This is a genomic window from Clostridium disporicum, assembly GCF_001405015.1.
GTDB lineage: Bacteria > Bacillota > Clostridia > Clostridiales > Clostridiaceae > Clostridium > Clostridium disporicum_B.
The window spans coordinates 18345-30713 of record NZ_CYZX01000004.1; the positions used below are offsets into that span (position 1 = coordinate 18345).

Annotated in this window: 12 protein-coding genes; 10 read left to right on the plus strand and 2 right to left on the minus strand. The window is 28.0% G+C overall.

Translation table 11 applies throughout. From position 1 onward, the window contains the following. Window positions 1–184 precede the first annotated feature (184 nt). The 5 genes from ARA56_RS03385 (at window position 185) to ARA56_RS03405 (ending at window position 4048) form a co-directional block, all read left to right on the plus strand. Window positions 185–778: a GNAT family N-acetyltransferase gene (locus ARA56_RS03385; RefSeq protein ID WP_055263966.1), complete on the plus strand. Its 594-nt coding sequence runs from the start codon at window positions 185–187 to the stop codon at window positions 776–778. A 222-nt stretch (window positions 779–1000) separates the two neighbouring features. Beyond that, window positions 1001–1399 (plus strand): GntR family transcriptional regulator, encoded by a 399-nt coding sequence (locus ARA56_RS03390; protein WP_055263968.1) that lies wholly within the window; start codon window positions 1001–1003, stop codon window positions 1397–1399. A gap of 3 nt (window positions 1400–1402) precedes the next feature. After that, entirely contained in the window at window positions 1403–2788 is a 1386-nt protein-coding gene (locus tag ARA56_RS03395) for a PH domain-containing protein (protein WP_055263970.1), read from the plus strand. Between the two features lie 80 nt (window positions 2789–2868). Further along, window positions 2869–3672 carry a YhfC family intramembrane metalloprotease gene (locus ARA56_RS03400; protein WP_055263972.1) on the plus strand — a complete coding sequence of 268 codons (804 nt, stop codon included), beginning with the start codon at window positions 2869–2871 and terminating at the stop codon, window positions 3670–3672. Further along, window positions 3656–4048: a DUF3887 domain-containing protein gene (locus ARA56_RS03405; RefSeq protein WP_055263974.1), complete on the plus strand. Its 393-nt coding sequence runs from the start codon at window positions 3656–3658 to the stop codon at window positions 4046–4048. The genes ARA56_RS03400 and ARA56_RS03405 overlap by 17 nt, the downstream gene beginning before the upstream one ends. 114 nt (window positions 4049–4162) lie before the next feature. Here ARA56_RS03405 and ARA56_RS03410 read toward each other — a convergent pair whose 3' ends face one another. Next, the gene (locus ARA56_RS03410) at window positions 4163–5950 is read right to left on the minus strand and encodes an FAD-dependent oxidoreductase (RefSeq protein WP_055263977.1); all 1788 of its coding nucleotides are present in this window, start codon (window positions 5948–5950) and stop codon (window positions 4163–4165) included. Between the two features lie 213 nt (window positions 5951–6163). Between ARA56_RS03410 and ARA56_RS03415 the strand changes: the two genes are divergently transcribed. After that, window positions 6164–7198 (plus strand): MerR family transcriptional regulator, encoded by a 1035-nt coding sequence (locus ARA56_RS03415; RefSeq protein ID WP_055263979.1) that lies wholly within the window; start codon window positions 6164–6166, stop codon window positions 7196–7198. A 204-nt stretch (window positions 7199–7402) separates the two neighbouring features. Here the strand turns inward: ARA56_RS03415 and aspD are convergent, their stop codons facing one another. After that, a complete protein-coding gene (gene aspD, locus ARA56_RS03420; protein WP_055264294.1) occupies window positions 7403–9037 on the minus strand; it encodes an aspartate 4-decarboxylase in 1635 nt (544 codons plus the stop codon). A gap of 235 nt (window positions 9038–9272) precedes the next feature. Between aspD and ARA56_RS03425 the strand changes: the two genes are divergently transcribed. From ARA56_RS03425 to ARA56_RS03440, 4 genes are all read left to right on the plus strand, one after another. After that, on the plus strand, window positions 9273–9833 hold the full coding sequence (locus tag ARA56_RS03425) for a zinc dependent phospholipase C family protein (RefSeq protein WP_055263981.1): 561 nt from the start codon (window positions 9273–9275) through the stop codon (window positions 9831–9833). A 249-nt stretch (window positions 9834–10082) separates the two neighbouring features. Next, window positions 10083–10829, plus strand: a complete 747-nt coding sequence (locus ARA56_RS03430; RefSeq protein WP_055263983.1) for a sulfite exporter TauE/SafE family protein — start codon at window positions 10083–10085, stop codon at window positions 10827–10829. 315 nt (window positions 10830–11144) lie between these two features. Next, a complete protein-coding gene (locus ARA56_RS03435; RefSeq protein ID WP_055263985.1) occupies window positions 11145–11780 on the plus strand; it encodes a pentapeptide repeat-containing protein in 636 nt (211 codons plus the stop codon). A 226-nt stretch (window positions 11781–12006) separates the two neighbouring features. Next, window positions 12007–12315 carry a PTS sugar transporter subunit IIB gene (locus ARA56_RS03440; RefSeq protein WP_055263987.1) on the plus strand — a complete coding sequence of 103 codons (309 nt, stop codon included), beginning with the start codon at window positions 12007–12009 and terminating at the stop codon, window positions 12313–12315. Window positions 12316–12369 lie beyond the last annotated feature (54 nt).

A 12369-nucleotide genomic window follows, 5' to 3' on the forward strand; every position in this document is an offset into this window, starting at 1 on the left:
ATATTCCATAAAGTGGATTAAAGGTATCTAGTATTTGTACATTTATATTAATAATATTTAGAAATAAGAATAAAAAGATAACACAAAAGTACAAACTTATTGGACCATAAAGCCTTAATTTTAAGATTGAGTAAGACTATACTATTAACAAATATAAAAGATTAAAAAGAAGGAAGGATAATTTATGAACAACTTAAATTTAAGAGATGCCTCAGAATGTGATGCCCCCATTATAGCCGAGCTAGTTTATGTTACGGAAGATGATCCACATCATGAATGGGGTGAAGGCAGTAAAGAGGAAATTCTAGACAGGATTGGTTATTTAGTAAAGGTAGAAGGATCAAGATACTATTATAAGAATATAAAGGTAGCTGAGTTAGATGGTAAACCTTGTGGAGTTATAATATTATTAAAAAGTGATGATATACCAAGGCTAGACATTACTACAAGTATAAAATTATTTTTGTCTATAAAAGGAGTAATAAGAAAAATTAAATTTATAAAGGATATTATTTTAGCTTCTAGATTAGACGAATGTGGAGAACACGAAATATATGTAGCTAATCTTGCAACTAATGAAGAGGTAAGAGGAAAAGGTATCGGAAAATCCCTTATGATTTTAGCAGAGAAAATGGCTAAGGAACAAGGGTATGAAAGATGTTCATTATTAGCAAAAGATAAGAGTCTTATAAAATTTTATTCTAAGTTAGATTATAAATTAGAAAAAGAAGAAAGATATTTTTCACACAACTTATATCGAATGGTTAAGGTGATTTAATAATAAAATTTATGTTATTTTATAATGTATCATATCAATATAAAGAAATAAAAGAGTTTTTTATTTTTAAATAATATATAGAAAGAAGATGAAATTATAAATATTAATTCATATATATATTAGGTATATTTCTTTGGGAAATTATTGAGAAATATATTTACAAGTTTGTATACCTTGTATTACTATTAGTAATACAAAGTATACAAAGGATAGGTGATGTTTTTGATTTTAAAATTAGATATGACAAGTAGTATTCCTATATATGTTCAGCTTAGAAATCAGATAGTGATGGGAATTGGAAGAGGGGAGTTAGAAATAGGGCAAGGTCTTCCTACTGTAAGACAAATGGCTGATGATATTGGGGTAAATATGATGACAGTAAATAAAGCCTATAATATTTTAAAAGCTGAAGGATATATTGAAATCGATAGAAGACATGGAGCTAAAGTTAATCCAGCTTTAGATACTAGTAAGGAGTTTAAGGAAAAAGTAGAGCAGGAACTTGAACTTATAATTGCTGAATCAGCTATTAAGGGAATTGATTATAAAGAATTTATGAAAATGTGTGAAGATATTTTTAATAATATGAATGGGTTAAAGATAGTGGGTAATGAGGGGTAGAATATGATATTTGATTTAATATTAGGATCAGCTATTTTAGTGGCATTAATAGCATTTTATTTTGAAAACAATACGGCAACGAAAGCTAAAAATGGTGTTTTGCTTGGAGTAACTTTACCTTATTCTGAAATTAAAAATAAAGATGTATTACAGATTGTAGAAGAATATAAAAAGGGTAATAAGATATTTGCTTTAATAGGTATTATAGTATTTTTTCCTATTGTTCTTATAAAGTATCCATCACTTAAAATGATATATTTGTTTATATGGATATTTTTTATGGAACTATTAAGTTATAAATTATTTGATAAGTATAATAAGAGACTAAAAATTTTGAAGATAGAAAATAAATGGTTCATTTCACAAACTAGACTCTTGACTATAGATACGGAAGTTACAAGGCTTAAAGATAAAATGCCGGTTTCAGCATTGTGGTTTATTCCGAGTATAATCATATCTCTTATTCCAATAGCTATTGTTGTTATAAATAAAAATTTTAGTTTTGGACTTTTAATATCAGCATCAACAGGATTTATTGGAACTGTAATATTTATAATAGTTTATAGAGTATATTGTAAGAAACCAACAGAGATTTATAGTGAAGATTCAAAGGTTAATATAGCTTATAACTTAATTTATAAGAGAATGTGGACAATGGGAACTGTTGTTGCTGCTACAGTTCAAAGTATAGGAATGTTATTCATATTTTTACCAATGACTTTAAATAGTAATAGCACTATATTGCTTATATTATCAGCAATAGTGCCTGCTACAATTATATTTGTAGGGATTTATTATATTAATAATAAAGTAACAGAAGAGCAAAATAGATTAATAAATACAAGTAATAATCCTATTTATGTGGATAATGATGAATATTGGTTTAGAGATATATATAACAATCCTAATGATAGAAGATATATAGTAGAACCTAGAGTGGGATATAAAATGACGTATAACTTAGGGACTAAAAAAGGTAGAAGAATATTCTACGGAATGTATATTTTCGTAGCTATATTATTAGTTGGAATATCTATTATGACTTTACGTTTAGATTTTAGCAAGATGAAGATAGTTATTAATAATGAAGTAGTTAAAATTGAAACTCCAAGTTATGGCTTTGATTTTAATATAGATCAAATTGAAGAAGTTAAGATGGTAGATAGCATTAAGGTGAACATAAGAACAAATGGAGCAGCTACAGATAAATACTCTATAGGATATTTTGATGTAGAAGGTTATGGAAATTGTAGACTGTATATATATGATAAAAAGAATCCATATATCATGGTTAAAGTAAAGGATGAAGGATATATTTTTATAGCTGGGACAAGCAAAGAAGAAACAGAGAGATATTATGAAGAATTTATAAAAAATGTTATTCGTTAAAGTTCACAACTTATTTATATATTTTGTAGTATGTAAATCCAAACTTGAATAATATTTATTAAGGGGGAGAGGTGAGGGGGATGAATTATTTATCACTAATAATATGTTTTATTGTAAATATAATTATATCTATTGGAATTCCTTTGGGGATATTAATTTATTTTGCAATAAAGAAAAAACAATTTGTAAAGCCTTTTTTAGTAGGGGCATTGGTATTTTTAGTTTCTCAGGTAGTATTAAGAATACCACTTCTAAATGGAGTGGTAGCTAAAACTGATTGGTTTTATAATATGTCAGTACTAAATCCAATATTGTATGCTGTATTTTTAGGGTTAACGGCAGGAATATTTGAGGAAGTAGGAAGGTTCATCGGTTTTGAAATTGGACTTAAGAAAAATAGGAGATGGTATGATGGAATAGCTTTTGGATTAGGACATGGAGGGATTGAAGCAATTCTATTTGCAGGAATATCAAGTATACAAAATTTATATGTAATATTTAGTTTGAATAACGGAACATTTAATTCATCATTAGTTGGAGCAAGTGAAGAGACTGTAAGAGGAATATTTGATTCAACTAGCAGTATTATGGTTTTATATGGGGGGATAGAGAGAATATCAGCAATTATAATGCATATTGGATTTACAATGCTTGTATTGTATGGAATAAATAAGGGGAAAAAAGCTTTATATTTACTTTGGGCTATATTAGCCCATGGAGTAGTGGACACTACAGTTGTAGTAGTACAACAGGCGGGAGCAAGTATATATATGGTTGAACTAATATGTATTGTATTTGCGATTATACTGTTGTTTGGCACTATTAAGGTTAAAGGTAGATTTGATAATTTTAAAGGGGTTGAAGAGAATGAAAAAGTTTATTAAAGTATTATCAATTATTTTATGCTTATTTATGTTTGTTAGTTGTAGCGCTGGAAAATTAAGTGATGCTTATAATGAAGATGAAGTTAAAGCAGCAGCTGAAGAGGTAATTAATGAATTAAATGATAAAAACTATGATGGGATTTTAGAAGATAGTAGTGATGAATTGAAAATTTCATTACCAGATAATAAGCTACAAGAAACATGGGAAGGGTTTAGTAAAGATATAGGAGAGTTTAATTCTATATTAAATATGACTTTAGCTGAAAAGAACGGATATGCAGTTGCTATAACAAATGTTAAATATGATAATAAAAAGGTTACATTTACATTATCATTTAATAAAGAGATGAAGTTAGCAGGAATATATATGAAATAATAAAGTAGTCCAGTAGATATCTTAAGGTTAATATAAAAGTAACCACCTAGGCAATGGTATAATACCAAAACTAGGTGGTTTTTTTATAATGAAAATATTTTTAGGGCAATTTAATTAGTTTGCTTTAGCTTCGTTAGCTGCATTTTCACCAGCAACTCTTCCGTAGTAAGAACCAGCAGAGATTGCAACACCACATCCTGGGTATTCAGTACCGAATAATCCTTCAAATGCAGTTTCTCCAGCAGCGTATAATCCTTTGATTGGAGTGTTGTTAGCATCTAAAACTCTTGATTCAACGTCTGTAACTATACCACCAAATGTAACTGTAACAGCTGGGTTAAGTTTTATAGCATAGTATTTTTCGCCTTTGATTGGGTACATTTTATCAGCTGGTTTTCCGAAATCTTCGTCAACACCTTTTTCACATAATTCATTGTATCTATCAACAGTTGCTTGTAATGTAGCTGGATCAACTTCGATTAGTTTAGCTAACTCTTCTATAGAATCAGCACTTACAGTTGATTCTAAACTCATTCCGTATTGAACTGTAGGAGTTGGATCATTGCTTGTTGCAATATAGTATCCTAAAGAACTATTTTCTTTACGCATTGCATCACCAACATGATATTGGTAAGTATATTCATTTACAAATCTCTTACCATCTTCAGTAACAATAAGACCTGATTCTTCGTTTATACCAACACCGCAAGTGTAGCTTACATAAACAGTTTGAGTAGATGGACTATTGAATATTTGAGCTCCAACAGCTTCTGCCATTGTTATACCGTCACCAACGTTACCTGTAGGAACTTGAGTTGAATATCCAGTTGTGAAATCAGCATATCTAGCCATCATTTCTTTATTTTGTGCATAACCACCAGTTGCAATAATAACTGATTTAGCATTAACAGTTACTGTGCTACCATCTTTAGCTAAACCTTTAACACCAACGATTTCGTTATTATCATTAGTTAATAATTCGTTAGCAGTTACGTTGTAAAGTATATCACCATCTAATTCGTTGTACTTATTCATCATTGGAACGATAATTTGTCCACCGTGACCATCAGTCATACCGCCACCACCAAGAGTGTTATGAACTCTGTAAGGTGTTAATGAAGAGTGGATTGGTTCAACGTCTTGAACTTGAACACCCATATCTGTCATCCAGTTGTATGTGTCTAAAGAGTTATCAACAAATCCGTGTAATTTTTCATCATCTATTAAATCGCCACCTACTTCTTTTAGGTAGTCAAACATTAATTCATTTGAATCTTCGATTCCTTCAGCCTTTTGGATGTCAGTTCCGTTAGCCATAAGCTTACCACCAGATCTAGTAGTAGCGCCTCCAACTATACCTTGTTTTTCAAGTATTAAAACATCAGCTCCGTTTGCTGCTGCTTCGATAGCTGCAGATATACCTGCAACACCAGCACCAACTACAACAACATCAACATCATAAGTTTGATCTTCAGCTTTAGTAGTTTCTGGTTTTGCTGATAAGTTTTCAACAGTTCCACCAGCTTGAACTACTGTATCTTTTACAGCGTTTAATATAAATGTAGTAGTTAAAGTCGCTCCTGTAACTGAATCAAGATCTACACTTTGAGTTTCAACTATTTTATTTGGTATAGTTTCAATTGGAGTTGTTTCCATTCCGTATCCGATACCAAAAGTTTCTCCGTGGCTTACAACTTTAACATCTGTTATTGAACTTTCATCAAAAGTTACATCTACTACCATTTCAGAACCATGCATTCCTTGTGTAGTAGCAGTATAAACACCTGGAGTATATTTGTTTGAACCTTTGCTAGTAGCTCCATCGTTACTATTACTAGAACAACCAGTAACTGTAGAAGCAAGAACTAAAGACGTTAATAATAAACATAAAGCTCTTTTCATTTTTATTTCCCCCTAAATCGTTAAAAAAATATTGTTTTTTATTTCACAATAATCTTATCAGATACCCTAAGAGGAATGTCAAATATATTTTTTTGCGACAAAATAAGGGCATATCCAAGGAAAAGTATAGATTATTTTTTAACAAAGTGTTAATATTTAAGAAAACATATACAAAAAGTGTTACCTTAGGGTACTGTTTTGGAGGGGAAAATTTTGAAATTACAAAAAGTTTTAGAATTGACTAAATTAAGTAAAAAAGCGGTATATTTTTATATAAAGGAAGAACTTATAGAGCCAACTAAAAATATTGATAATGGGTATTACGAATTTTCAGAAGAAGATTTAAGAAAATTACAAATTATCATTTCCCTTAGAAATATTGGTATGTCTATACAAGATATTAAGGATTTATTTATATATCCAACGCTGACAAATTTCTTTATTCATAGGCAAATTAACAATTTAAAAAAAAGTTTGTATGATAATATAAGACAGTTACAAGCTAGTTATCAGTTAATTGAAGATATTCCGGCTAATGCAACACCTAAAAATCTAGAAATACATTTACATATATTAGAAAAGCAAAGAATATCGAATGACTTAGTTTTAGAAAAGTATTTTCCTAATATAGATTCAAGAATGATATCAATATTATTATGTGCACCATTTACAGATATAGAATCTAGTGAATATCATAATTTCTTATTAGATAAGATTTCTAATGAACTTAAATTACAGCTAGAAAATAATTTAAGCTATCTTAAGAAATTAATTTATTTATTAGCCCCAGAGCAAATAGATAGAATCTGCATAGAGCAATATAAATTCAGTAAAAAAATCGCTAATATAAAAGATGAAGAAATTAATGTTTATGAAGAAGAATTATATGCTGACTGTGTAGATTTATCTAATAATGTTGAACTTCAAAACTATTGGAAATTAGTTTATAATCCTATTTTAATGCCAACATTAAATTTTTTTATAAATAAGGGTATGAGGCTATTAGAAGAATATAATCCAGTATTTAAAAGATATAGTGATAATATGAAAAAGATTGCTGAAAGAGTATATATAAGACTTAAAGAAAATGAAGAACTTTTAAATAAACTAAATGCAACATTAGATAATAAGCTTGATATTGAAATATTCAATCATTCACAGCTTGTATGTATATATACATTTAGAGATAGTATTTTTACTCAAGTAAAGCTAGAAGTCTTAAAAGAGCTACTTAATGAAGAGAGATAGAAAGTTGTAATACAATAAAAGCAACAAGCAAGCTTCATAGTGAAAAGTCGACTTCATCGAGGTGAAAATGCTACTATCGTAGCAGTGAAAGGTGTTAATATATATACTTTTCACTATTGCATAGGCAACATTTTAACTGTAACGTCAATGAGTTTTTCCCTTTTGACGAAGTCAAACTTTTCACTAAAGTGCTTCGAATTTTATTTAAATAGAAACGTTTATTGAATTTATTAGATTATATTTAGTTGCTAAATTATCTAACATCTGATTTATCGAACTACCTATTATGTAGTAAGAGTCATCATTAAGGTTTGCTAAAGATACTCTTAATGACCACTCAGATGAAGCAAATCCATCTCCATTTAATAATATTATAGAGAAGTTATTAGCTAAAGTGTATATTATGTCTAATGGTCTATAGTTTGCTTCTATATATTCTGCAAAGCCATTATCATATTTTTCACGGGCTAAATCTAATAAGTTAAGTTCTGTATAATAAGCAGCATCATGAGGTTGATTTCTTAATTCCGTTTCAAGTCCATCAAATAATAATTTTTTACGATTTTTACATATTTCCTTTGTTAAGCTTTTATAATTATTATCTGTATCAATTAATGCAAAAGCACAGAAAAATGCCATTTGAACTTGCTGTGGAGTAGAAAGACCTGCTGTATGATTTAATGCAACTTGTCTACTATCAGCAACGATTCTATCAATAAAAGGAAGACTTTCAGGCTTTAAAGATAAATGAGTATATCTTTCATTAAGTCTTGCTTTTGTTTCGCTTGAAAGCTCGCTTAATAGCTTATTGTATATATTATATTGATTTAGCATTATAGCACCAAGTCTCCATCCTGTTACACCAAAGTATTTAGAAAGAGAATATACGGCTAAGGTATTATAAGGTAAATCTGCTATTAATGAAGTAAAGTTATCTACAAAAGTACAGTATACATCATCAGTAATAATCATAAGGTTAGGATTATGATTATTTACTATATCTATAAGATTTTCTTTACATTCATCACTTAAAGCTATTGAAGCAGGGTTATTTGGATTTACTACGAAGACTACTTTAATATCTGTATCTTTAAGCTTGTCTAATTCGCTTTTAGGAAATTGGAAAGTTGAATAACCTTCTGAATCTACTTCATTAGCATGAATATTAACTACTTCAAAGTTATAGTTTGGTAAGTGAGGTATTTCTAAATACGGAGTAAAAATTGGTGTCATAAGTGCAATTTTATCACCAGGATTTAAAAGTGAGTTTGCAACTAGTGAATCGAAAATATAACACATAGCAGCAGTTCCACCCTCTACTGCAAAAACATCGAATTCGCTTTCAAAGGATTTATTTTGACATAATTCCTTCATTAAGTAGTTATGTACAATCTTTTCGATATGTGTAAGCATTCTATCAGGAAATGGATAATTATCACCTATAATTGCGTCAGTAAGTTCAAAAATAAAGTTATCTTTATCAAAATATAAAACATTAGAACCATAATTTATTATATCTTTTAAAAGCTCAATTCCAGGAGCAGAGTTGTTTGATTCTATAAATTCTTTAAATCTTTTTGCAATGCCATTTCTTTGAACCATTCCAGCAAGATCAGATATATTCCAAGTTCTTTTAGTTTCTTGAACAGCAAATTGACCAAAAGTAAAAAATGCTTCACGTGGAGTTGCGGCAGTCCAGTTAGGATTACCTCTACCAGCATCTAAAATGTTATTATTATTCTTTTTAGCTACGGAAATAAGCTTGTCTTTAAATTCAAAAGGACTTATCTTACCATATATTCTAGAAAGTTCTTCTTTTGTTAATGTTGTATCCAAAATGAACATCTCCTTATATACTAAATATTATTAAATTATTATTATTTTTACACATTTATATATTTTATAATAAATTAATAAAAAATTATAGATAAAACATTAAATTTTAAAATTCATAATAAAGGCAAATATACAGGTAAAATCCTTATTATATTTTTAATAGATAGTGTATAATAATATTATTACTAGAAAAAGAGAATGAAATTTAATACCTGCTATGCGGGAAGGGGATATGTAAATGTTAATTAATACACATTTGATTATAGGAGAATTTTGTTTTAATCTATGTAATGAAAAATATGATTTAATGCTTAATAAAAGAAAGTTTTTATATGGATGTATTGAACCAGATTTGCATAAAAGAAAAAATAAGATAAAACATACTTATACAGTATCTAAAGAAAAGATGAAGGAATATAATGACCTAATAGAAAATGGTAATATGAATACAGATGAAATATCTTTTACATTAGGAAGGATAGCTCATTATATTGCTGATTGCTTTTGTAAATATCATTTAGAAGAGTACTATGGAAAAGATATGGCTAAGCATTTTATGTATGAAGTAACACTGCATAAAAAACTAAAGAATATTTTAAGATACAAACAAGAGATTTTTGATAATGTTTTAGATAATATGAAAGAAGATAGAGATTATTTAGAAGAGCTTAATATTAATAGAGAAAGCTATCTTTCATTAGATGAAGATTGTATAAATGATATATATTTTACAATTAAAACTACATGCTATCTTTTATATATGACACAAGTTTATTTTGGCAATCTAGTAATGGCGTAAATTATATATAAAATTTGTTTAAAAGATAAGGTTACAATAATAAAAAGCTCCAGCATATATAAATTATGCTGGAGCTTTTTGAGGAGATAAATTTTCTTAAAAGACAATCTAATATACATGATATTAGAACTAATTGTGGAACGATTTAACAAAAAAATAAAAATGAAATTTATTTATATTTGTTAAATTTGGTGGTATACTCACTATGAAATATAATTAATCAAAAGAAAAATTAAAAGGGGATAACAGATGGATTTAAGTCAAGTAATATCATTTGCAATTATAGTAATGTGTGCATATTTTATTGAAGGTCTTATTGGGTTTGGTGGAACTATAATGGCATTACCTATTGCATCAGCTATAGCTGGTTTAAAAGTTACTGTACCAGTAATGACTATAGTAGTATTAATAGCTTCAGTGGTTATAGCAATAAGAGACTTCAAGTATATAAATAAAAAAGAGTTTATTAAAATAACTTCATTAATGGTATTAGGTTTACCTATAGGAATGTGGTTATTTTCATCATTACCAGAGAGACCTTTGAAAATAGCACTTGGTTTATTTATGATTATTGTGGCTATAAGAGGTTTATATGATGGTAGAAAAAAAGTGGAAGAAAATGTAGAGAAAATTAAAAGTAGGTATATTGGGATTATACATAATATTGTACTTTTTCTAGGTGGAATAGTACATGGAGCATTTACTTGTGGAGGTCCTTTTGTAGTAGTATATGCAACTGCAAATATAAAAGATAAATCAAGTTTTAGAGCAACTTTATGTGCTTTATGGGCAACACTAAATGCAATTATGTTATCTATAAACATATTTAGAGGTGAAATAACCTCGGGTATAGTAACGATGTCTTTAATAACAATGATATTTGTAATTGTTGCTATAGTAGTAAGTAATATAGTACATAAAAAGATAAAGGGAGATTCATTTACAAAGTTTGTATATGTAGCTTTATTTATTTCAGGAATTTTGATGATGATGTAAAGAAGAGTGCTGGAAGGCACTCTTTTTAATCTGCTAATGTTATCGCTGTTATTTCTTCGTATATATCAGAAGTTTTAGATGCATATTTTTTCTATGATTCAATATTTCTTTTGTATTGTTACTATGCATAAATTTCTTACATTTCGCAATAAATAATATATATTATTTGTAAAAATGCTAATAAAATTCTAATACAAATTATGTTTGAGAAATAATTATGTATACATCCATTGGCTTGTTATAGTATGATATATACTATTGAATAAGATAGTAGGGATATATACATATCAAAATTTCTTAATAAGGAGAAAAGAAATGGCTAGAAATAATAGTGCTAAAGGAAATTTTCATTACAACAAAGTTGAAAAGATGAATAAAAATTTTATGTATAATAATTTAGCTAGGAGTAATTGTTATGCTAGTAGCTTTGCTGGATCAAACTTTAATTTTGTAAGTTTTAGAGGAGCTCACTTTAAGTCATGTGATTTTTATGGATGTACTTTTAAAGGAGCAGAATTTATAGGAACTAATCTTAAAAATAGTAAGTTTAGACATGCAAAATTTGAAAATACTATTTTTGAAGAAGTAAATTTAGATAATGTAGACTTTAGAGATGCAGAATTTAAAGATGTTATATTTGTTGGGTGTGATTTAAGTAAATGTACTAATATGGGAATTGATGCATTAAATATTACTATATTTGATGAGATACCTGAATTAAATATAAGTGAAGAATTAGAAGCTGCTATAAATAAGGCTATGACAAATAAATATATTAAAGCATCTAGAGTGTTAGATACTAAGGAAGGTAAGATAAATCCGGTAAAGATTTATTTGCTTGAAAAACAATTTACTGAGGAAGAATTAATAAAAGGATTTAATGATATGATAGAAGAAATAGATAGAGAGTTTCATACATTAAGCTATTTATTAAGATTTTTTAGAGGATAATACAAAGTATTAAAATATAAAATGATGAGTTGCTGTAGATTTTTACCATATAAAAAACTACAGCTTTTTTTTATAAAAAATAATATAGAGTTTATTATTGTAATATATATATATAGTAAACAGACTTTGATTTAATATAACTACATTGACAAGTAAAAGGTATAAATGTAAAATATAAACAGGAAACGATTTCAGGAATTTCTTGAGACGATGGGGGATAGGATTTATGAAAAAAATATTATTAGTATGCGAAGCAGGAATGTCAACAAGTATCTTACTTAGTAAAATGAGAGAATACGTTAAAGTGAAAAAGGTTGATATCGATATTAAAGCTTTACCGATAACAGAGTGTGAAGAGGTAATAAATGATGTTGACATAGTTTTACTATCACCACAAGTTAGATTTCAAATGCCACAAGTTAATGCATTAGTTAATGGAAGAGTTCCAGTAAAAGTAATAGATGTAATACTATATGGAATGATGAACGAAAAAGCTATATTAGATCAAGTACTAAACTTATTAGACAAAAAATAGAATATATGAATTTATTAAAACATTTGCTGGTATTAGCAAATGTTTTTCTATTAG

Excerpts from the sequence above, each read along its gene's own strand:
- ARA56_RS03430 (WP_055263983.1), top strand. The coding sequence starts at position 10,083 with ATGGATTTAAGTCAAGTAATATCATTTGCAATTATAGTAATGTGTGCA.
- ARA56_RS03435 (WP_055263985.1), top strand. The coding sequence starts at position 11,145 with ATGGCTAGAAATAATAGTGCTAAAGGAAATTTTCATTACAACAAAGTT.
- ARA56_RS03395 (WP_055263970.1), top strand. The coding sequence starts at position 1,403 with ATGATATTTGATTTAATATTAGGATCAGCTATTTTAGTGGCATTAATA.
- ARA56_RS03405 (WP_055263974.1), top strand. The coding sequence starts at position 3,656 with ATGAAAAAGTTTATTAAAGTATTATCAATTATTTTATGCTTATTTATG.
- ARA56_RS03440 (WP_055263987.1), top strand. The coding sequence starts at position 12,007 with ATGAAAAAAATATTATTAGTATGCGAAGCAGGAATGTCAACAAGTATC.
- ARA56_RS03410 (WP_055263977.1), bottom strand. The coding sequence starts at position 5,950 with ATGAAAAGAGCTTTATGTTTATTATTAACGTCTTTAGTTCTTGCTTCT.
- ARA56_RS03425 (WP_055263981.1), top strand. The coding sequence starts at position 9,273 with ATGTTAATTAATACACATTTGATTATAGGAGAATTTTGTTTTAATCTA.
- ARA56_RS03400 (WP_055263972.1), top strand. The coding sequence starts at position 2,869 with ATGAATTATTTATCACTAATAATATGTTTTATTGTAAATATAATTATA.
- ARA56_RS03385 (WP_055263966.1), top strand. The coding sequence starts at position 185 with ATGAACAACTTAAATTTAAGAGATGCCTCAGAATGTGATGCCCCCATT.